Source organism: Rhizobium arsenicireducens (assembly GCF_964021225.1).
In genome coordinates this window covers 2,770,725-2,790,696 of record NZ_CAXHYK020000001.1, presented here as the reverse complement: position 1 = coordinate 2,790,696, position 19,972 = coordinate 2,770,725, and the positions used below count along the sequence as shown (strand labels likewise).

Sequence of the window (19,972 nt, the reverse complement as noted above, 5' to 3'; positions counted from 1 at the left end):
GCACGAATGACACCCGTCACATATCGGTCAAGTGCGTTGGTTAGAATCAATGGCAGTTCGGCTCCGATATGCCCATGGGCAGGCGCGCATCATGCGCTCGACGGCAGGACATTGAGGCAACAGGGGACGTAGCGCATGAACAGCCAGGATTTCCGTCAAGAGACGCTGCAAGCCACCGCTCTGCTCGAGGAAATGCTGGCGCTGCGCGCCACGGTCATTCAGGCGGCAACGCCGTTGAGCGAGAGCTTCACAGGCGGCGATGTCGCGCATGCCGACCCCGCACTCGTCAACCTGGCCCACTATCTCAGCCTGCGCCACCATGACCTCCGCCCGCTCCAGCGCCGATTGATGCGGTTCGGGCTGTCGTCGCTCGGCCGCCTCGAAAGTCGCGTTCTGCCGACGCTGGATGCCGTCATCGTCGCGCTGGCCGCCCTTGCCGGCGTTGAGAGCCCGGTGGCGATGTCCTCGGAGGACTTCTTCCTCGGCGAGGCGCGGCTCGAAGAGGCGTCGGCAGCCCTGTTCGGCCGGCCGCCGGCGAACCGGCGCACGCGGATCATGGTGACGCTGCCGAGCGAGGCGGCGGAAGGCCCGGACTTCATCCTGGACCTTGCCCGGCGCGGCATGGACGTAGCAAGGATCAATTGCGCGCATGACGGGCCAGACGCGTGGCGCGCCATGGCCGGTTTCGCGCGTACCGCCGGTGCCGCGACGGGCCGCGACATCACCGTGCTGATGGACATTGCCGGCCCGAAGATCCGCACAGCTGCCGTGCAGATGCCCGACAAGAAATCGCGGCTCCAGCCAGGAGACAGGATCCGCCTCGTGGCCTCGGGTTTACCTAGGACCTGTGCTGAGGTGCTCTATTCGGCGGGCGTCTCACTGCCTGAAATGGTGACGCGCCTTTCGATCGGCGATCGGGTGCGCTATGACGACGGCAAGCTGGAAGCACTGGTGGAAAGCTTAGGAGACGGCGAGGCGGTGATCCGGGTCGAGAAGACCAAGGCCCGCGGCACGAAACTGAAGCCGGAAAAGGGCATCAACCTGCCCGACACCGCACTCGGCCTTTCGCCGCTGACGGCCAAGGACGAGACCGATCTCGTCACCGTGATCGAGTGCGCCGACACGATCGGTTACTCTTTCGTCAGCCGCCCGGAAGACATCGATCTGCTCGACGACATGCTGGCGCACCACGGTATGGCCGGCCGAACGCTTGGGTTGATCGCCAAGATCGAGCAGCCTGAGGCGGTGCGCAATCTGCCGGCCCTGATCGCCCGGGCGCGCCGACGCGGTCCCTTCGGTGTGATGATCGCACGCGGCGACCTTGCCGCCGAGATCGGCTTTGAACGGCTGGCGGAAATGCAGGAGGAGATCCTGTGGATCAGCGAGGCGGCCTCCGTTCCCGCTGTCTGGGCCACGCAGGTGCTCGAGGACCTGGTGCGGGAAGGGATTCCAACCCGTGGCGAGATGACCGATGCGGCCATGGCCGCCCGGGCGGAATGTGTCATGCTCAACAAGGGACCGGCCGTCGGCCAGGCCGTCGAATTGCTCGACCGCCTGCTTGCCCGCATGGACGAGCACATGTTCAAGAAGACGCCGACTCTCAGGGCGCTGAAATCCTGGTGATCCACCGACACCGCAAATTCTGCGGCGGCAATCCTGCCTGCTCCGACGATTGATTTGCGGCGCGCGCCGGATTAGTTATCTGCATGGGATTGAATGAAGGGTGCCGGAGCACGGATCTGGGTTCGTGCAAGGGTGGGACAGGCCTGGTTTCTGCATGACAATGATTTTTTCGCGCCGCTTTGCCATGTGCGCCGCTTGCCGAAGGCTTGCCGATGGCGCCTGACACGTTCTATCGGTGGGCGACGCGCGCCCTTGCGATCTCGATGATGCTCGTCGCTTCCGCCTGCACGACGGTCCCCAAGGCGGAAACGCCGGCGCCGCAGTTCGCCAACCTTGGGCTCGGCGATTGCTGCCAGAAGCCCGAGCGCTACCCGAAGGGCCTGGTTGCCCTGGCAGAGCCGTTTGCGCCCACTATTGGCCAGATGGTCGCGGCTCTCGTCTGGCGCAAGGGTAATCTGTTGCGCCATGAATCCGCGATCGACGCCATCCTTGCCGACCTTCGGCCGCTGGATATCATTGCGGTGAGCAACAAGGGGCGCCTTTCGGGACATGCTATCCCGGGCCATTTCGGTCACGTGGCTATTTATGTCGGGACGGAAAGCCAGTTGCGCCGGGCGGGCGTGTGGGATCATCCGGCGGTCCGGAAACACCATGCGGCGATCCGCGGCGGCGCGCTGTTCATCGAGGCGGACAACAAGGGGGTCCATCTTTCCACGGCGCCCGCCGCACTGGATGCGGATGCCATTGCGCTCCTGCGGCCGACCGGCCTCGGCACCGCCCGTCGGCGGCAGGCATTGACGGGGTTCTACGAACGCGTCGGCATGCCCTTCGACTATTATTTCGATCTCGACACCTCCGCCTGCACCTTCTGCACGGAACTGGTCCACACGGTGCTGCCGGAGATGCGGCTGCCGGCGCGCCGTGTCTATGACCGGCGGCTCATCCTGCCGGACGAAGTCGTGGCCGCCGCCCTGCGTGGACGCACCGGGTTCGCCTTTGTGCGCTATGTGCGGGCCGGACGGGACAGTTGGGAGATGTTGGGCCGTGACATGGTGGAGCAGGATCTTCGCGCTGCATGGTCCACGCCCGAGCGTCCGCCGCAGATTGCTGCCCTAACGCGCTGACCGACGAGCGGCACAGGCAGAGCGGAAGCGGTCTCACGAGACAGTATGACCGCCGCATTCGATGATGCGACGGCCATTATTGAGGTGCCCGCCAACCCATTGCCTCAGCGGTAGGGGCTTCTGCAACGATGGTAACGCCCGTCAAAACCCAGGTAGGTGTCGGTCCGCGGGTTGTAGGATCGATAGCGATTCATGCACCAGCGAACGTGTGCGGAACTTGAGCCCCAGACCGGTGGAGGGGGCGGCAAGGGCCTCCAAACCGGTGGCGGGGGCGGAGGGGGTCTCCACACTGGTGGCGGGGGCGGAGGCGGTCTCCAACCCGGTGGCGGAGGTGGTGGCGGCGGTCTCCAGCCTGGCGGCGGCGGAGGTGGCGGCGGTCGCCATCCAGATGGGGGTGGAGGTGGCGGCGCCCATTGTGCCAGCAGGACTTCGCTCTCGCCGACCGGTGCGGACGGCAGGAAGGCGCCGGTATGTGATGTTTCCTTCGCAGCGCCACCGTAAACCGGATGCACAACGGATGTTGCTGTGGCCGGAGTGATACCGACCAGGCAAGCGATCCCGAGGACCATCGCCCGCCAGGCTTTTCTATCCATCTCAGTCCTCCTCACAGGAATGGCTATCGCCAGTCTGGGACTAGGCCGGAACCTTTTCCGACAAATACAGCTTCGCTGGAACGCGATCCTTGCGCATTGATATGTGTCAACTACGCCGAGGGCTATTCGGCCGCGTCTCTCTTGCCTCCCGAGACCTGGGTGATGAAGGCGCGAAGGGCCGCTGGACGGACAGGCTTGTGCTGCACGGCGATATTCTGCCGCTCCGCTTCCGCCCTGACCTCTGCCGTGCGATCAGCGGTGATGAGGAGGGCCGGAACGTCGCTCTCATAGAGCGCCCGCAAACGCAGGATAGCGCCGATACCGCTTCCATCGCCGAGATGGTAATCGGCAACGATGACGTCGGGCGGCAACTTGTTTGCCGCGATGACACCGTCCAGGGCCTCGACCGAGCCTGCCGAGATGACGGTGCAGCCCCAGCCGGAGAGCAGCAGTTCCATACCCTCGATGATGTTGGGTTCGTTGTCGATGCAGAGAACCCGCAGGCCTTTGAGCGGCACGGCGCCCTTGCCGCCAGCTGGCAGATCCGACGGCGAGGCCGCTACCGGTGCCGATTTGTCGAGCGGCATGACGACGCGGAACGTGGTGCCCTTGCCCTGTTTGGAGAAGAGCTGCACCGGGTGATGGAGTACACGGGCAATGCGGTCGACGATTGAAAGGCCGAGGCCGAGGCCGGAAGCGGTGCGCATGCCCTCGTCGAGCCGGGCGAATTCCTTGAATACGGTACGGAATTTCGACGAAGGAATGCCGATGCCGCTGTCCATGACCTGGATGACGACTTCCTGGCCCTTGCGCCGCGCGCCGACGAGTACGCGTCCGGACGGGGTGTATTTGATGGCGTTGGATACGAGGTTTTGCACCAGGCGCCGAAGGAGATTGGGATCGGACCGCACCGTGAGTGAGGTCGGCATGACGATAAGCTTGAGGTTCTTTTCGCGCGCGATCGGTGCAAAGTCAGTTTCGATGCGCTCGAGCAAGCCCTGAAGCGGCACCGGCGCCAGCCGCGGCTTCATCGCGCCGGTATCCAGCCGGGAAATATCGAGCACGGCGCCAAGGATGGTCTCGACCGATTCCAGCGCGGAATCGATGTTGCGCACCATGGAGCTGTCGGCCGAATCGCCCAGCCGTTCCACCAGTGACGATGAATAGAGGCGGGCCGCATTGAGCGGCTGGAGGATGTCATGGCCGGCGGCGGCGAAGAACCGGGTCTTGCCGATATTGGCTTCGTCGGCGGCCGCGCGCGCTTCCGCGAGCGCATGGTTGACCCGCGTGAGCTCCGCTGTGCGCTCTCCAACGCGCTGTTCCAGCGTCTCGTTGGCCTGCTTCAAGGCCTTGTCGGCCGCCACCTGGCTGGTGATGTCGGTGAAGGTCGCGACGAAACCCTTGTCGGGCATCGGATTGCAGCGCGCCTCGATGATGCGCTCCCCGGCCGCCGTAACCAGGCGGAACGGTTTGTCGAACTGGTGGAATCGCCGCACGAGCTGCGCCTGCTCAGCCGCCGGGACGTCGCCGCGCTGCGCCAGGATCGCGATCATCTCGCTAAGAGGGAAGCCCACCTGGCCGACATGCTCGGGCAGGTCCAGCAGGCTGCGGAACCTGCGGTTCCAGATCGTCAGGCGGTTGCTCGCGTCGAACACGGCGATGCCCTGATCCATCTGCGCCAGCGCAGTCTGCAGCATGTCCTGATTGTATTGGAGGGCTTCGCTGGCCTGGTCGAGAAGCCAGGCGGTGTCGGCGGAGGTATCCTCCGCCTTCTGCAGGATCAGCGATAGGACGAGCCGTGCCGACGACGAGCCGATCGCGCTGCCGAGCAACTGTTCGGAGAAATGGATGAAGGCCATGTCGGCGGGGCTGTCGTCGTCCAGCCGCCGGCCGGCGGCCTGCTCGTAGGAGCGGAAGGAGCGCATCATGCGTTCGTCGCCGAGATAGCGGGCGATGGCGGCCTTCAGGTCGCCGACGGTCACCCGGGTCTTCCAGCCGCGGGTGGCGAATTGGGTCCGCGGATGGCGCTTGACGAAAATGCCCGACTGGATCCGCTCGACAGGGCGGGGATTGCGGCTGAGCGAACCGATGATGAATGCAGCCGTGTTGATCAGCAGGCTGAGCAGCGTCGAATTGACCAGGGGATCCGCATGTTCCGGACTGAACATGGTGATGCCGGGAAAGAGGAAGCCGAGAATGGAGGAGGCGATCTGCGAATTGTCCTGGGTTCCAAGGCTCGGCAGGAAGGACAGGTAGGCCCAGACGAAGATGCCGGAGGACAGACCGGCGATCGCGCCGCGGGCGTTGGCCCGGCGCCACAACAGTCCGCCAAACAAGGAAGGGGCGATCTGGGCGATTGCCGCGAAGGCCAGCAGGCCGATGGAGGCCAGACCGGTCGTATTGTCGGCCGAGCGGTAATAGGCGTAGCCGAGCAGCATCACCGCGAAGATCGCCGAGCGGCGGATGTGCAGCAGGGTCTTGCCGAAATCGTCGCGGTGGCTCGGCCTCGTCAGCAGCTTCTGCCGGAGGAAGATCGGCAGGATCATGTCGTTCGATACCATGATCGCCAGCGCCACCGAGGCGACGATGACCATGGCGGTCGCGGCAGAGAAGCCACCGAGGAAGGTGATCAGCGAGACGATTGGCATCTCGTTGTGCAGCGGCAGGGACAGCACGTAGAGGTCGGCATCGCCGCTGCCGGAAAAGGTCATGATCCCGCCGATCGCCGCGGGTAGGACAAAGATGTTGATGGCGACCAGATAGAGCGGCATCAGGATGCCCGCGAGCTTCAACTCGCGACTGGTCCGGTTCTCCACGACCGTGACATGGAACTGGCGCGGCAGCATAATGATCGCAAAGGCGGACAGGGCGATCAGCAGGATCCACCGACTGAGCGGCGTTTGATAGGACAATGCCGTCATGACGGCTTCGTTTTCGGTCGCCTTCTGCCACAGGTCGGTCGGTCCATTGAACAGAAAGAACACGACGTAGATGCCCAGCGTCCAGAACGCCACGAGCTTGACCACCGATTCCATGGCGATGGCGAGGATCAGGCCATCCTGGTGTTCTGTGGCATCGGTGTGGCGTGTACCGAAGACGACGGCAAAGCAGGCGAGCACGAAGGCGACGACCAGCGGCAGGTCGATGAAATAGAGGTTGCCCGTGCCGATGCCGTATTCCGTCGGGTCGACCATGGCGGCAACGGAGCTGGATACTGCCTTCAGCTGCAGGGCGATATAGGGGATGGTTCCGACGAGACAGATGATCGTGACCAGCATGCCGACGATCGGATTCTTGCCGTAGCGGGCGGCGATGAAGTCAGCGCCTGACGTCAGTTTCTCCGCCTTGGCGAGATCGATGATCCGCCGGACGACCGGCATGCCGACCGTGAACATCAGGATGGGGCCGATGTAGATGGCAGTGAATTCGAGGCCATGTTCGGCAGCCAGACCCACCCCGCCGAAATAGGTCCAGGAGGTGCAATAGACGGCAAGGCTGAGCGCATAGACGATCGGCCGGCCCTTCTCGGGCACGCCATGCGCGCGGCTCTTGCGGTCGCCGTAGCTAGCCACCGCAAACAATAGCAGCAGATAGGCGAAGGCCGAGGCGAAGATGACCCATCCTGGAAGCACGCTTACTCCTCATTGACGGCGTTCCATTGAGCGGGGAACCTTAGGGGAAGTCGTCGCCTTTTAAAATCATGTTGAATGTTGATCTTAAGTCGAACGAGGAGCGGAAGGCCACGCAATTTCGCTGTTTTCGAATGAATGAGGTTTCGCTATTCATGGACACGGCGGGACGCTAGGATGAAGATGAGCGCAGCTTGTCGATTTTTTGAAGGAGATGGGTATGCTGAACGAGTTCAAGACCTTTATCGCCCGTGGCAATGTCATGGATCTCGCAGTTGGGGTGATCATCGGCGGCGCGTTCGGCCTGATCGTCAACTCGCTTGTCCAGGACATCGTCATGCCTCTGGTCGGCGTCCTGTTCGGCGGCTTCGATTTCTCCAACTATTTCCTGCCGCTGACCTCGAACGTGACGGCGAATTCGCTTGACGCAGCCCGTGAGCAGGGCGCCGTCTTCGCTTATGGCAATTTCATCACCGTCATCATCAACTTCCTGATCCTCGCCTGGATCATCTTCCTCATGGTCAAGGGCGTGAATTCGCTGCGCGCCTCGCTCGAGAAGCAGGAGAAGAAGGAGGCCGAAGCCGCCCCGCCGCCGGCCGACGTCCAGCTTCTGACCGAGATCCGCGATCTGTTGAAAACGCGTTGACCTCGGCAACCGTATGGAGGCCTGCCTCCCGGCAGTGCCGGGGGCGGGCGTTCGCGTATCCATCACCAAAATCGATTCTGCCCTCACGGATTGTCATGGGATTTTCCCGGCGCAATCGGCTAGACCACTGTTTTTGAACAATTGCCGAACTGGAGAGGCTTGTCCATGTCGCTTGTGAAGGATCTCAGCCCGCGGGCCCTTGCCGCACCGGAAAGCGGGATCGTCGAGATCATCAATTACGCCCGTGGGCGCGACGGTCTTCTGCCGCTCTGGGCGGGGGAAGGCGACCTCCCTAGCCCCGATTTCATCAATCGCGCGGCAAGCGACGCGCTTATCGGTGGCGAAACGTTCTACACCTGGCAGCGTGGCATTCCCGAATTGCGCGAAGCGCTGTCGCGCTACTATGCCCGCCATTTCGGCGTCGAGCTTTCGTCCGAGCATTTCTACGTGACCAGCTCGGGCATGCAGGCGATCGCGCTCAGCGTCCAGGCGATCACCGAGCCAGGCGACGAGATGATCTATCTATCGCCGGCCTGGCCCAACATCGTCTCAGCCATCGACCTTGCCGGTGGCCGCTCGGTCGGCGTTCCGCTGACCTTCGCCAATGGTCGCTGGACGCTCGACATGGAGTTATTGGAAAAGGCGGTCACTCCGAGGACGCGTGGCATGTTCATCAATACGCCCTCCAATCCGACCGGCTGGACGGCGACGCATGCGGACCTCAAGGCCATTCTCGAATTGGCCCGCCGCCACGGCCTGTGGATCCTCGCCGATGAGATCTATGCGCTCTACTACTACGGCGGCGGACACCGCGCGCCGTCCTTCATGGATGTGATGGTCGAGGGCGACCGGGTGATCTTCGCCAACTCCTTCTCCAAAAACTGGTCGATGACCGGTTGGAGGGTGGGCTGGATCGTGGCGCCGCCGGAAACGGGCCAGGTCTTCGAAAATCTCATTCAATATTCCACCTCCGGCGTCGCCCAATTCATGCAGCGCGGCGCGGTGGCCGCGCTCGACCAGGGCGACAACTTCGTTCGCGAGAATTTCGAACGCGCGAAGACGTCGCGCGATCTGCTCTGCGATGCGCTCATCGCCACCAACCGTGTCGAGACCTTGAAGCCCGATGGGGCACTTTACGCTTTCCTCAAGATCGACGGCATCACCGATAGCCGCCAGGCGGCGCTCGACATTGTCGATTGCACCGGCGTGGCGCTCGCGCCGGGATCGGCCTTCGGCAAGGGCGGGGAGAGCTTCCTGCGCGCCTGCTTCCTGCGCGATCCGAAGCAGATCGAGGAAGCCGCTGACCGTCTATGCCGCTACATCCTGGCGCTCTGACGGCCGTCATCGGGGCGCTCGGTCCTTCGCCCCGGTCGATGGATGTGGCGAAGGCCGCGATGCGGTCTTTTCCAGGTTTGGAATTGAGTGTTATCAGTATAAAAAAGGTCTATGTCTGGCGGGCAATGTCCCATGTGAGATTGCCTAGGTTCATCCCTGTAAGAAAATTGCGGAAGGTGCGAACATGGCGATCTTGGTGACGGGTGGGGCCGGCTATATCGGAAGCCACATGGTCTGGGCTCTGCTGGATGCGGGCGAGGACGTGGTGGTGATCGACCGGCTGTCGACTGGTTTCCGCTGGGCGGTCGCGCCTGAAGCGCGGTTCTATCTCGGCGATGTTGGCGATGCCGAGCTCTTGGCGCAGATTTTTGCGGAGAACGAGATCGAGGCGATCATTCACTTCGCCGCATCGATCGTCGTGCCGGAATCGGTATCCAATCCGCTGGCCTATTACCAAAACAATACGGGCAATACCTGCGCGCTATTGTCTGCTGCAGTGAAGGCCGGGATCGACAAGTTCATCTTCTCGTCGACCGCCGCTGTCTACGGAACGCCTGCGGTCGCAGAGCCGGTCAAGGAAACAGATGCTGTCCTGCCGGAAAACCCTTACGGTCAGTCCAAGCTGATGAGCGAACTCATCCTGCGTGACACCGCGCAAGCCCATGGTCTACGTTACGTCGCGCTGCGTTATTTCAATGTTGCCGGCGCCGATCCGGAGGGGCGGGCCGGCCAATCGACCGACCGCGCGACTCATCTGATCAAGGTCGCCTGCGAGACGGCTCTCGGCAAGCGGCCCTCGGTCTCGGTTTACGGGAACGACTATCCCACGCCTGACGGCACGGGCGTGCGCGACTATATTCACGTGAGCGATCTGGTTGATGCGCATCTGCAGGCACTCGCCTATCTCCGCCGCGGTGAGCCGTCGCTGGTCGCCAATTGCGGCTATGGTACGGGTTATTCGGTGCTCGATGTCCTGAACGCGGTTGCTAGGGTCTCGGGTCGCTCGTTTACGATCGATCATGGCCCGCGCCGCGCCGGTGACGCGGCCTTTATCGTTGCCAACCCTGCGCTGGCTCGCCAGAAGTTCGGCTGGGTGCCGCGCTACGCCGATCTCGATCTCATGATCAAGACGGCCCTGGCTTGGGAAGAGCGCCTCTCCCCCGATACATCCCGGGGCCCGCGCCCCAACGTACGCTGATCAAACGACCGGCGGCGAGTGCCCTTCTGCGCAAGGCGCAGAAATTCCCATCTGCGTGGCACGGCTTCGCTCTCTACCTTTGCGGATCGGCAGCGCTCAGCCGCCGATCTGTTCCGCCATCTGGTAGAGGCCGGCGCAACGCGCGCCAGAAGCACAGAAGGCAAGGATCGGGCCCTCGGTTTCCTTGAGCAGTCCGCGCAGCTTGCGGGCCTGCTCCATCGGCACGGCGGAGCCGCCAACGGGCAGGTAATGGACCTTGAGATTCACGGCCTTTGCCGCCTCCTCGATCGCCGAGAATTTCGGCTGTCCCCAACCCTCGCCGTCCGGCCGCATGCAGATGACTGCGGCATAGCCTTGCTCGGCGACCTTACCGAGATCGGCCGGCTTCAGCTGGCCGGTGACGTGGTAGTTGCGCGTGACGGGGCGGATATGCATCGAATGGATTCCTTCGTTCAAGTGGCGGTAACCAAACATTCGGGGCTGACGCTCAGCGCGTTCTTTCACCGCCGGCGGTTAAGTCGAGGCTTTCTTACCGACACATAATGATATCAATATGTATATTCAAGCGCCAGCACCGACATCACGGAGCGGAGGGCATCGGCGCCGTTGCGACAATATGTGGCAGGAGAAATCCGGGCAGCCGGGCAATGACGGCGGGTAGCTTCAGCCATTGCGGCGAGTCGAAATAGGTGCGGCTGCGGCTGACGGCCGGCTCTCTCACGGTCGGCAGGATGATGAGATTGTAGCTGCGCGGCGCGCTGAACTCGTGGGTAAAGCGGAAAGAAAGGCCGAAACGCACGGCAGTGAAGTCGGCAAGAGCCTCGGCGCTGGCGAGGGCGGGCGCGAGATCCAGCCATCGCGTCTTTTCGATCAACTGCTCGAGTGTCTTGATCAACAGGCGATGCACGGTCTCGCCGTCCGCGTTCTCCGGCGCGACGAGCTTCATCCGGATCGAACTGACTTCGCCCTCCGGGGTGCCCTTGATGATAAAGAAGAAGGAGGCATTCTGCGCCCCTTCCGCTTTTGCCGGTAGCAGCGTCTCGGACAGGCACTCGAAGGTCTTGCGGTCGAATTGGCTCTGTTGCCAGCCTTGATTGTCCACGCCGGCGGCCTGGAAGGCGGCACAGAGTTCGCCGCCGTTGGCCCGCACCTCTCGCACGAAGGCGCCGAGGGCCGCCATCTCCGGTCCGGCAAAGAATTGCGCGGGGATCGTCAAGGGAACCGCCGCGAGCCGCCGGCCCGTCACGGCGCGCGTCCCGGGAGGCTGAGGCGGCGTCTCCACAATGAGCCATTCCAGGTCGTAGCGGTCGAGCAGGATACGCAGGTTGCGCATGTCGTTTGCGAGCAGCAGGGTGGCGATTATTGCGCAGGTGAAGGCGGCAAGCAGAGCTGCGAAGAGAAGCATTGCGCTCTTCTTCGGCGGGGCGGGCTTGGCGCGAATGCCGCGGAGCCCACTCTTATCCTTGTCGTCGCCGCTCGGCATTGGGACCTTCTAATCGTGCGGTTGCATCGTGCTTATGGCACGGATTCGTCGGGAGCCGTATACCTGTCCTGCACTCCTTCTCGCCCCGGCTCAGACCCCGCCGCGAAACCACGAGCGTGCGGGGCCTCCAGTACCGGGCCTGATCGTTGCAACGCCACCGGTGAATGGATCAACGATCCTGTGCCGCAGCCGTGGCAGCGTCATCCTTGCCCTTCAACGCCTTTCCGGATATCCTTGCTGCATTGCAGCATGGGAGGCGACATGGGCCAATCTGGCACCCGAAAGAAGATCAATCTGGCGCTTCAGGGCGGTGGCTCGCATGGGGCGCTGACATGGGGCGTCCTTGATCGTCTACTGGAAGACGACAGGCTTGAGATCGCCGAGATCAGCGGCACCAGCGCCGGTGCGATGAATGCCGCAGTGCTGGCTGATGGGTTTGAACGCGGAGGGCGCGACGGCGCGCGGGCAGCACTTGAGAGTTTCTGGCGCGCGATCAGCCTGGCGGCGATCACTTCCCCATTGCAACGCAGCCCGCTTGACCGGATGCTGGGGCGTTTCAGCCTTGATGCTTCGCCCGGATATCTTTTCTTTGAAGGGTTGAGCCGGGCGATATCGCCCTATCAAATGAACCCCCTGAACCTCAATCCCCTTCGCGACCTCCTGGATCGACAAGTAGACTTCGACAACGTGAACCGCTGCAAGGCGATCTCTGTCCATGTCACGGCCACCCACGTCCGAACAGGGCGGTCACGCATCTTCTCGCGCGGGGATGTGACGCTTGACGCGGTGATGGCTTCGGCCTGCCTGCCACAGCTTTATCCGGCCGTAGTCATCGATGGTGAACCCTATTGGGATGGCGGTTTTAGCGCCAACCCTGCTCTGATGCCGCTGGTGACAAGCCCCGCCAGCCCCGATATCGTGATCGTTCAGATTAACCCGATCGTGCGCCACGACACCCCCACCTCGGCCCGCGAGATTATCAACCGCGTGAACGAGATCAGCTTCAATACCGCTCTCATCAAGGAGTTGCGCGCCATTGCGCTGATGCAGCAAATCGTGGCAACGAAAGGCATCGATCTGGGCGCGGCGGGGCAAACCCATATTCACCTGATCCATACTGATGCCGAGGTGCAGGATCTGGCCGCCTCAAGCAAAATGAACGCAGAATGGCCCTATCTACGGCTGCTGTTCGAACGCGGACGCGGCTGGGCCGAGGCTTGGCTGGAGGCGCATTTCGACAAGATTGGCAGGGAGTCGTCTTTCGATCTGGCAGCCTTCTTTGATGATCCTGCGGCAGCACCAAACCGTGCGGTATAGATCATGACCGGCATCTTCATCATCCTTTTGGGGTTGGGCACCCTGATGGTTCTGGCCTATCGCGGGCTCAGCCTGCTTCTGCTGGCCCCGGCAATGGCCATGCTGGCGGTGTTGCTGGCCGAGGGTGGCCCGCTGCTGGCCAGCTATACGCAGGTCTTCATGCAGGCCACGGGTGGGTTCATCATCCAGTATTTCCCGCTGTTCCTGCTGGGCGCGGTGTTCGGCAAGTTGATGGAGGCCTCAGGTTCGGCGCGCGTTCTGGCCGACGGCATCATCCGCGGGCTGGGGCCAAACCGCGCCATCCTGGCGGTGATCCTGTCCTGTGCCGCGATGACCTATGGCGGAGTGTCGCTGTTCGTTGTTGCCTTTGCCGTCTGGCCCATCGCCTCGGCGCTGTTTCGCGAGGCGGACCTGCCCAAGGTGCTGATCCCGGCCACCATCGCGCTTGGCGCCTTCACCTTCACCATGACCGCGCTGCCCGGAACGCCAGCAATCCAGAACGCAATACCGATGCCCTATTTCGGCACGACGCCCTTTGCCGCTCCGGGGCTTGGGCTCATCACCGGGGCGCTGATGCTGGGGCTTGGATGGGGTTGGCTGGAGTACCGCACGCGGGCGCTGGGGTCAGGCTACGGCAGCGCGTCGGAAGATGACACGAAAATGGACGGCGGCTCGGCACCCGGACTGACAGTTGCGGCGGCACCGCTGGTGCTGGTGCTGGCACTGAACCTCGCCTTCACCTTCGTGCTGATCCCGGCCATGGACACCGACTATCTGGGCCAGCCCGAGTTCGGCGCAACGGATGTGGGCGCGCTACGCGGGGTCTGGTCGATCATCGCCGCACTGACGCTGGCGTCGCTGGCACTGGTGGCGTTGAACTGGCGGCGGCTCGCGGGCGGACTGGCTGCCACATTGGACGAAGGCGCCAAGGATGCGCTCAAGCCGATCTTCAACACGGCAAGCCTTGTGGGTTTCGGCGCGGTGATCGCATCGCTTTCGGCCTTTGGCGTGATCCGCGACTGGGTGGTGACCGTGGGTGGCGACAACCCGCTGGTCTCGCTCGCTGTCGGCACCAGCCTTCTGGCGGGCATGACGGGGTCCGCCTCGGGGGGCATGTCGATTGCGCTCTCGACGCTCGGCGAGACATACTTGGACATGGGGCAGGCAGTCGGAATATCGCCTGACCTTCTGCACCGGGTCACTGCAGTGGCGACCGGCGGACTGGATGCGCTGCCGCACAATGGTGCGGTCATCACGCTGCTGACAATTTGCGGTCTGACGCACCGGGAAGCCTACCGTGACATTTTCGTGGTCGCCGTGGCGATCCCTGTGCTCGCTTTGGTGGTCCTGGTGGCGCTGGGCACAGCGTTTGGCAGTTTCTGACGGTGTATGGATCTACAAGCAGTAGCGAAAGGGTCGCTCTGATCTTTCGAGGCTGAGCCAATTGCCCCGACAGCCTTCATGTTCCACGCTGGGCCAGCTTGATCTGACGCCGCCTTGTCCTTGTAAGGAAACCGTTAGCCGTCGTAGTCCTGCCGTCTTCTGATAAATACTGGACTTGGTTGTTGCATGACTGTGGACTTCGGCCTTGTCGTCTATCGTTCTTAAACCTCGTAGACATCGTATTTATGCAAATGGCGAGTTTTGCTCGGTTGATTTGAAAGTGGGGGAGCGTCAGCCATGGCTTCATCTGAAACACCGCACCGCATGAAATCTGCCGGGCGATACATTCTGATCGGTGTGCTCACAATAGCGCCACTGGCGATCACTTGGATCATCCTCGACTTTTTGTTTGGCCAGCTCGCCCGGGTCGGACGGCCTTGGGTGACGGGAGCCGCCCGAGCACTTGGACCGGAACATCGTGTTCTGGCTGCCTGGCTTCAGAATGAAACATTCCTATCCATCTTGGCCGCGCTTCTGGTGCTGGGTCTTCTGTGGATGTTGGGCTGGGGTGCCAGCCGGGTGATCGGGCAGCGATTGATCCTGATCTTCGAATGGATCATTGGCCGCATTCCTTTTGTCGAAAGGATCTATCAGGCAACGAAGCGTTTCCTCACTGTGGCCGGAAGTTCCACCGATGGCGGGGAGCGCCGCGTGGTTTTGATTGATTTCCCCTCGCCCGAGATGAAGACCATCGGTCTGGTGACGCGCATGTTGAAGGACGAAGCGACCGGCGAGGAACTGGCCGTGGTCTATGTTCCGACATCACCCAACCCGACTTCCGGCTACATCGAAATCGTGCCGGTCAGGAAGATTACCTTTACCGACTGGACCTTCGATCAGGCAATTAGCTTTGTCATCACTGGCGGGTCGAATGCACCAGAAACGATTGCATATTACCCGAAGCCAGACGGCGACGCGAAAAAGTGAAGCGGGGGTTATTCGAGAACTGCAGGCGGTTGCTTGAGGCCAAATTGCGCAAAGAGACGCATTTCGGCAAACCGCACACCACAGTCCCAACGGTGTCGTTCATCGCTCCGCTGTAGCAGTGTGCTGTAGCAAACGGAACTTTAACCCATTGATTTTGCGCTAAGTCCTTGTGAATAAACAAGGAAAAGTGGTGCTGCTAGAGAGACTCGAAATTTCTTAATTCGGCTCACATTGCTAATTAAATCAATAGGTTGGCGTCCGCTTGGGAGAATCTGATGTAGCAGGGCGCTGTAGCATTTGCAAGCTGCTTGAAGGTGTAGCCGAGGTCGCTGCCTCGCAATTTGCGCGAATCGACACGACTGCTATAGCTGGAAGCTTGACGGGTTGGAGCCAGTAGCGGCTTGGCATTGCGGGAGGTTGGAGTGCTCGAATGATCAAAGTGGTGCCCGATCTTCACGCTGATCCCGGTCGCCTCCATAGAAGTCTCGCCGCCAAGTCCGGTGACGCTAGAATTGCTTTCCTCGGCGACCTGATCGATGCAGGTCCTCGTGCTGAAGCATCCGATGATTTTGAAGTTCTGACCACTGTGAGGACGCTGGTTGAACAAGGCAATGCAGTGACGATTATGGGAAACCATGAGCTGAATGCCATTCTCTTCCATCGGACCGACAGCGACGGACAGCCGCTCAGAGCCCATACGGGTAACAACCGGGATCAACACCAGAGCTTTATCGAGCGCTTCGGCATAGGAACGTCGGAAGCACTTTACTGGACCTCGTGGTTCTTGAAGTTGCCTCTATGGGTTGAGGTAGAAGGTCTGCGCCTTGTCCACGCTTGCTGGAATGATGATGCTGTCGCGGTTGTCGCCGAGCGTCGTCCGGACGGAAGACTTCAGTTGGCGGATCTGCCGGAGATCGCCGGGGAGACGACGCCATTCGGGCGAGCGGTCAAGCTCCTAGTCTCGGGGCCGGAGGCGACGCTTCCTGATGGTCGGTCCTTCTTGGATTCCAGACAACACAGACGGACTGAAGTGCGCTTGGCTTGGTGGAGAGCAGGTGGCCGAACCTGGCGTGATGTGGCGCTTTCGGTGTCTTCCGTCACGGAATTGCCGCCGGACGATCTGCCGCCAAGCATCTCCGACGAGATATACCCTCAAGCCGCTCCTCCGGTTCTTGTCGGGCACTACAAGCTCTCGGGTATTCCAAGGATCGAAGCGCCCAACGCGGCATCTCTGGACTATCCGGATTGTCCCTGCGTTTATTTGTGGCGAGGTGGCAGCAATCTTACCAATGACAACATTCTGCTCGTCTGACCGCTGTCGCCAGACACATCAGAACCGACATCTCGTCTGTCTTGCGACCCTCGGCGCGATAGGATCAAGGTCAGGAGCACTTGTCTCTGGACAGAGTAACCACGACACCGATGTGCAGCCAAGAGGGTGAACACAGCCGACCCCGGTTGGGGCCAGCTGCATCCTTCGATCAGGCAGCGGTTACCAGCTTCATGGCCTTGTCGATTGCCCGATTGGCGAGCCTGTCGCATCTCTCATTCAGCCGATCGCCCGCATGTCCTCGGACCCACTCCCAGGTGATCGGTCCCCGTGTGCAGGTCATGGCGTCGAGTGCCTGCCAGAGGTCTTGGTTCCGTACTGGCTTACCTTTCCCCTTGTTGCCCCGCCATTCGTAGCGCTTCCAGTCTGTCATCCAGTTGGACATTCCATCCACGAGGTATTTGCTGTCGCTCCGAACGATGATCGGGATGTCCTTCTCCCGGAGTTTGCCCAAAGCCTTCAGCGCGGCCATCATCTCCATTCGGTTGTTGGTCGTCTCGGCAGGCTCGCTCCCGAAGAGTTCGAGTTCCTTGATTACGTCTTCGTCGGATTTCAGCTGGAGAATTGCAGACCAGCCACCTGGGCCGGGATTGGGACGACACGCGCCGTCCGTGTGGATCAGGTAGTGACGGCCATCGTGGATCCTGCTCTTGCTTTTGGTTTCAACGTTCATGGGGTTCCTTTGATTGTTGCTGGTTGCGTGGTTGATGGCCCGGCACTGAATGGTGCCAAGCTGGGCCGGGTCGACCGGGCTTGCGCTACTCGGTCATTTTCTGGGGTGTTGTGGGCTTAAGTAATGAGCCTAGGCGTTCACTACGGGTTCGATCTCAATGGCCTCGCCTGTCGAGATCCCGGGCCTTGCCTCGCGTCGAGCTTTGGCTTCCTGAAGCTGCTTGGTCCGTAAACCGAGAAACCGACTGACCAGTTGTTGGCTGACATCCAAGACCAAAGCCACTTCGGATTGGCTGAGGTCCGGCCAATGGTCCGCCAGCCAGGACACCATTTCCTGGACCGACATTTCGCAGCTTCCGAGCCGAGCCCGATAGGAGTTGCGTTCAGCCTTGAAGTCGTCCAGGGCGGAGCGAGCAAGGCTGGCTTGATCGGAGACCTCAAGTTCGAGCTGTGCAAGCGCCGTGGGCAGGCGTTGTTCAATCCATGCCCGGGCATCTGGCCCGACCACATCGAAGGGTTGATGTCTTCCCTTGACCGAACGCTTCAGTCGCTTGCCCCAGCCCCTCTGGGTGATCCATGGTGCGAGGCGGTGGCGTTGGATGTTGCCGCCATATTCGAGCTGAAGGAAGCCGAGTTGGCGAAGCACAGCCCGGAGCTTTCGTGGTCCGATTCCATGCAGCTCCCCAAGCTCGGTGATCGTGACCCAGTCACCTTTCGAGATGGTGACGAGTTCACCTGTCTTACGGTCGATGACCTCTTCTATGTATTCCATTCTTCTCCTGTTGTTGTCGCCAAGCGAGAGCCGTCGCCGTAGGATTGGCGAACGCCTCTTGATCATTGTTGCTGGATGGTCGCGATGTCTGGTGGCGGGCCCGGTGTCGAAGGATCGCACACGGGAGCACTGGTGATGGGTGCCTTCATCTCGTCTTGTGAACGGGAAGGTTATCGACATCTGGCGCGGACATGCCTTCGACCAATGCGTTTCGTTGTGAGCGAGACGATTTGGCGAAAGCATCTATTGTGGCCCCCATCCGGCAGAGCCTGGACGGGCAACGATGGACTGTGACGATCTGGCTGCCGGTCTCGGCGGGGGCGGCGGGTTTAAGAGGCCTCGACCCGCTCCAAGACCCGCGACACCTGCTTGGCCGTCCACCTGCCGCCTCGCGACGTCGGGACCAGCATCGTGTCCAGCGTCTCGGCAATCGCGCTCAGGGTCTGGCCAGAGGCCTTCAATGGACCGATGATCCTGATGAGCCGCTCGGCCTCGGCATTGGCCTTGGTCTGGATTGCCTCGTTTCGCTTCATCGTCTTGTCGCGCAAGCCACCAAGCTGGACGCCTCGGTCCTTGGCTGCCTTGAGCGCTGCCTTGGTCCGCTCGGAAATGAACGTCCGTTCCTGCTCGGCAAGGGCCGCGTAGATGTGCAGCTGGAACTTGTCCGCTTGAGGCATCTGGGCGACCCGCAACTTGACCCGCTTGTCATCCATCAGCGTGGCGATGAACGAGACCTTGCGGCTCAGCCGGTCCAGCTTGGCAACCAGCAGTTCGGCTCCGGTCCGCCGCACCAGCTCCAGAGCCTTGGCCAGCTCGGGGCGGTCGGCATCGCTGCCGGACTGGACGTCGCGGAACTCGCCGATGATTTCGAAGGGGACCTCAGAGAACTTGTCCAGGAAGACGGCAATGTCGCGCTCCTGCGCCTCCAGCCCGAGACCGCTTCGGCCTTGATCCTCGGTGCTGACGCGAGTGTAAATGACGTATTGCTGCATGGCTCGATCTCCGGTGATGGCGCGAGCATTTCAGGCGATTTGTCTAATGTCAACGTTCGTTGTGATTGACAAATTCGATTGGGACGCAATCACAAAGCGGTCGACCTGAGACAGGGTACCCCACCGGGGGGAACCGTGCGTTGCCGCATATCCGATGGGTCGGACGAAGTTTTGCACCAGAAATTCTCGAGGCTTGACCCGCTGGAAATCCCACTCAGGCTCGCGTAACAAAGCGGTTGCTGATTGGCATGGGGGGACAATGGAAGACCTGCTTCGAACTTTGATTTCACATGAGGCGCTCGCGTCTTGGGTTGGCGCTTTCGCCTCATTCGCCGCAGTCTTCTGGGGTGTGTGGCAGGTCAGCAGAGATGCACGGGAGCGGACAGCCCAGCGCAAGGAGCAGACCCACGAGACAATTTCATGTGCCGAAGATGTGCTGATCACTTGGGACAAGCTGGCCTCCGCAATCAAGCGCCGAGACATTGATCATGAAGCTTTGACGAATTTCGCCAAGGGACTTGGAACTCACCGGCTTGAGCTTCAGCGATGCAGAGACACCCTGGAGCTGCTGGTCAATCGCCCAGCCCTGTCCGACGGGGCTATCAAATGTGGGGTCCAGGCGCGTTACCTGGCTGGCGAGTTGGATGGCGCTCTCAGCGACCACGGCAGCATTTCCAGTAGGTACGAAGATTTCGGGGGGCTCGTCGGGCAACTGCTGATGGACGTCAAGCGCATTCGACATACGCATGGGATACGTCCACGCAGTATCCCGCATTTCTACCAGAACCTTAACGAGGCAGCGATCGATGCCGCTGTGAAGGACATGCCGCTCAGGCGCTGACCGCGTAGCCCAAACATTCGCGACCTCTGAAATACCCGCCTCGCCTT

General features: G+C 61.5%; 17 protein-coding genes. 10 read left to right on the top strand and 7 right to left on the bottom strand.

Annotated features, from left to right (window positions below):
• The first annotated feature begins 135 nt into the window (after nucleotides 1–135).
• Nucleotides 136–1,623: a pyruvate kinase gene (locus tag ACWPVA_RS13900; RefSeq protein ID WP_454288250.1), complete on the top strand. Its 1,488-nt coding sequence runs from the start codon at nucleotides 136–138 to the stop codon at nucleotides 1,621–1,623.
• A gap of 212 nt (nucleotides 1,624–1,835) precedes the next feature.
• Nucleotides 1,836–2,747, top strand: coding sequence for a YiiX/YebB-like N1pC/P60 family cysteine hydrolase (locus tag ACWPVA_RS13895; protein WP_454288249.1), 912 nt, complete (start codon nucleotides 1,836–1,838; stop codon nucleotides 2,745–2,747).
• Between the two features lie 104 nt (nucleotides 2,748–2,851).
• Here the strand turns inward: ACWPVA_RS13895 and ACWPVA_RS13890 are convergent, their stop codons facing one another.
• Both ACWPVA_RS13890 and ACWPVA_RS13885 read right to left on the bottom strand, forming a co-directional pair.
• Nucleotides 2,852–3,316, bottom strand: a complete 465-nt coding sequence (locus ACWPVA_RS13890; RefSeq protein WP_454289594.1) for a BA14K family protein — start codon at nucleotides 3,314–3,316, stop codon at nucleotides 2,852–2,854.
• Between the two features lie 146 nt (nucleotides 3,317–3,462).
• Nucleotides 3,463–6,972: a PAS domain-containing hybrid sensor histidine kinase/response regulator gene (locus ACWPVA_RS13885; protein WP_454288248.1), complete on the bottom strand. Its 3,510-nt coding sequence runs from the start codon at nucleotides 6,970–6,972 to the stop codon at nucleotides 3,463–3,465.
• Between the two features lie 217 nt (nucleotides 6,973–7,189).
• Here ACWPVA_RS13885 and mscL point away from each other — a divergent pair, with 217 nt between their 5' ends.
• The 3 genes from mscL to galE all read left to right on the top strand — a co-directional run bounded on the left by mscL (nucleotide 7,190) and on the right by galE (nucleotide 10,148).
• Entirely contained in the window at nucleotides 7,190–7,615 is a 426-nt protein-coding gene (gene mscL, locus ACWPVA_RS13880) for a large conductance mechanosensitive channel protein MscL (protein ID WP_454288247.1), read from the top strand.
• 165 nt (nucleotides 7,616–7,780) lie between these two features.
• Entirely contained in the window at nucleotides 7,781–8,950 is a 1,170-nt protein-coding gene (locus tag ACWPVA_RS13875; protein WP_454288246.1) for a pyridoxal phosphate-dependent aminotransferase, read from the top strand.
• A gap of 184 nt (nucleotides 8,951–9,134) precedes the next feature.
• Nucleotides 9,135–10,148, top strand: coding sequence for a UDP-glucose 4-epimerase GalE (galE, locus tag ACWPVA_RS13870; RefSeq protein ID WP_454288245.1), 1,014 nt, complete (start codon nucleotides 9,135–9,137; stop codon nucleotides 10,146–10,148).
• 96 nt (nucleotides 10,149–10,244) lie between these two features.
• On the opposite strand, the gene ACWPVA_RS13865 is transcribed toward galE, so the two are convergent.
• A complete protein-coding gene (locus ACWPVA_RS13865) occupies nucleotides 10,245–10,583 on the bottom strand; it encodes a beta-lactamase hydrolase domain-containing protein (RefSeq protein WP_454288244.1) in 339 nt (112 codons plus the stop codon).
• Nucleotides 10,584–10,728: 145 nt separating this feature from the next.
• Nucleotides 10,729–11,631 carry a DUF6030 family protein gene (locus ACWPVA_RS13860; protein WP_454288243.1) on the bottom strand — a complete coding sequence of 301 codons (903 nt, stop codon included), beginning with the start codon at nucleotides 11,629–11,631 and terminating at the stop codon, nucleotides 10,729–10,731.
• Between the two features lie 261 nt (nucleotides 11,632–11,892).
• Between ACWPVA_RS13860 and ACWPVA_RS13855 the strand changes: the two genes are divergently transcribed.
• From ACWPVA_RS13855 to ACWPVA_RS13840, 4 genes are all read left to right on the top strand, one after another.
• Nucleotides 11,893–12,948, top strand: coding sequence for a patatin-like phospholipase family protein (locus tag ACWPVA_RS13855; RefSeq protein WP_454288242.1), 1,056 nt, complete (start codon nucleotides 11,893–11,895; stop codon nucleotides 12,946–12,948).
• A gap of 3 nt (nucleotides 12,949–12,951) precedes the next feature.
• The gene (locus ACWPVA_RS13850; protein WP_454288241.1) at nucleotides 12,952–14,331 is read left to right on the top strand and encodes a GntP family permease; all 1,380 of its coding nucleotides are present in this window, start codon (nucleotides 12,952–12,954) and stop codon (nucleotides 14,329–14,331) included.
• A gap of 297 nt (nucleotides 14,332–14,628) precedes the next feature.
• Nucleotides 14,629–15,318, top strand: a complete 690-nt coding sequence (locus tag ACWPVA_RS13845; protein ID WP_454288240.1) for a DUF502 domain-containing protein — start codon at nucleotides 14,629–14,631, stop codon at nucleotides 15,316–15,318.
• 430 nt (nucleotides 15,319–15,748) lie between these two features.
• A complete protein-coding gene (locus tag ACWPVA_RS13840; RefSeq protein ID WP_454288239.1) occupies nucleotides 15,749–16,630 on the top strand; it encodes a metallophosphoesterase in 882 nt (293 codons plus the stop codon).
• Between the two features lie 169 nt (nucleotides 16,631–16,799).
• Here the strand turns inward: ACWPVA_RS13840 and rnhA are convergent, their stop codons facing one another.
• From rnhA to ACWPVA_RS13825, 3 genes are all read right to left on the bottom strand, one after another.
• Entirely contained in the window at nucleotides 16,800–17,321 is a 522-nt protein-coding gene (rnhA, locus tag ACWPVA_RS13835; protein WP_454288238.1) for a ribonuclease HI, read from the bottom strand.
• 129 nt (nucleotides 17,322–17,450) lie between these two features.
• Nucleotides 17,451–18,092: a hypothetical protein gene (locus ACWPVA_RS13830; RefSeq protein WP_454288237.1), complete on the bottom strand. Its 642-nt coding sequence runs from the start codon at nucleotides 18,090–18,092 to the stop codon at nucleotides 17,451–17,453.
• Nucleotides 18,093–18,421: 329 nt separating this feature from the next.
• The gene (locus tag ACWPVA_RS13825; RefSeq protein ID WP_454288236.1) at nucleotides 18,422–19,084 is read right to left on the bottom strand and encodes a recombinase family protein; all 663 of its coding nucleotides are present in this window, start codon (nucleotides 19,082–19,084) and stop codon (nucleotides 18,422–18,424) included.
• Between the two features lie 259 nt (nucleotides 19,085–19,343).
• On the opposite strand from ACWPVA_RS13825, the gene ACWPVA_RS13820 reads away from it, so the two are divergent.
• Complete coding sequence (locus ACWPVA_RS13820) at nucleotides 19,344–19,925, top strand: hypothetical protein (protein ID WP_454288235.1); 582 nt, start codon at nucleotides 19,344–19,346, stop codon at nucleotides 19,923–19,925.
• Nucleotides 19,926–19,972 lie beyond the last annotated feature (47 nt).

What these genes read in the sequence shown, in the direction of transcription:
- ACWPVA_RS13900 (WP_454288250.1), top strand. Translation starts at nt 136, where the DNA reads ATGAACAGCCAGGATTTCCGTCAAGAGACGCTGCAAGCCACCGCTCTG.
- ACWPVA_RS13895 (WP_454288249.1), top strand. Translation starts at nt 1,836, where the DNA reads ATGGCGCCTGACACGTTCTATCGGTGGGCGACGCGCGCCCTTGCGATC.
- ACWPVA_RS13890 (WP_454289594.1), bottom strand. Translation starts at nt 3,316, where the DNA reads ATGGTCCTCGGGATCGCTTGCCTGGTCGGTATCACTCCGGCCACAGCA.
- mscL (WP_454288247.1), top strand. Translation starts at nt 7,190, where the DNA reads ATGCTGAACGAGTTCAAGACCTTTATCGCCCGTGGCAATGTCATGGAT.
- ACWPVA_RS13875 (WP_454288246.1), top strand. Translation starts at nt 7,781, where the DNA reads ATGTCGCTTGTGAAGGATCTCAGCCCGCGGGCCCTTGCCGCACCGGAA.
- galE (WP_454288245.1), top strand. Translation starts at nt 9,135, where the DNA reads ATGGCGATCTTGGTGACGGGTGGGGCCGGCTATATCGGAAGCCACATG.
- ACWPVA_RS13865 (WP_454288244.1), bottom strand. Translation starts at nt 10,583, where the DNA reads ATGCATATCCGCCCCGTCACGCGCAACTACCACGTCACCGGCCAGCTG.
- ACWPVA_RS13860 (WP_454288243.1), bottom strand. Translation starts at nt 11,631, where the DNA reads ATGCCGAGCGGCGACGACAAGGATAAGAGTGGGCTCCGCGGCATTCGC.
- ACWPVA_RS13855 (WP_454288242.1), top strand. Translation starts at nt 11,893, where the DNA reads ATGGGCCAATCTGGCACCCGAAAGAAGATCAATCTGGCGCTTCAGGGC.
- ACWPVA_RS13850 (WP_454288241.1), top strand. Translation starts at nt 12,952, where the DNA reads ATGACCGGCATCTTCATCATCCTTTTGGGGTTGGGCACCCTGATGGTT.
- ACWPVA_RS13845 (WP_454288240.1), top strand. Translation starts at nt 14,629, where the DNA reads ATGGCTTCATCTGAAACACCGCACCGCATGAAATCTGCCGGGCGATAC.
- ACWPVA_RS13840 (WP_454288239.1), top strand. Translation starts at nt 15,749, where the DNA reads ATGATCAAAGTGGTGCCCGATCTTCACGCTGATCCCGGTCGCCTCCAT.
- rnhA (WP_454288238.1), bottom strand. Translation starts at nt 17,321, where the DNA reads ATGAACGTTGAAACCAAAAGCAAGAGCAGGATCCACGATGGCCGTCAC.
- ACWPVA_RS13830 (WP_454288237.1), bottom strand. Translation starts at nt 18,092, where the DNA reads ATGGAATACATAGAAGAGGTCATCGACCGTAAGACAGGTGAACTCGTC.
- ACWPVA_RS13825 (WP_454288236.1), bottom strand. Translation starts at nt 19,084, where the DNA reads ATGCAGCAATACGTCATTTACACTCGCGTCAGCACCGAGGATCAAGGC.
- ACWPVA_RS13820 (WP_454288235.1), top strand. Translation starts at nt 19,344, where the DNA reads ATGGAAGACCTGCTTCGAACTTTGATTTCACATGAGGCGCTCGCGTCT.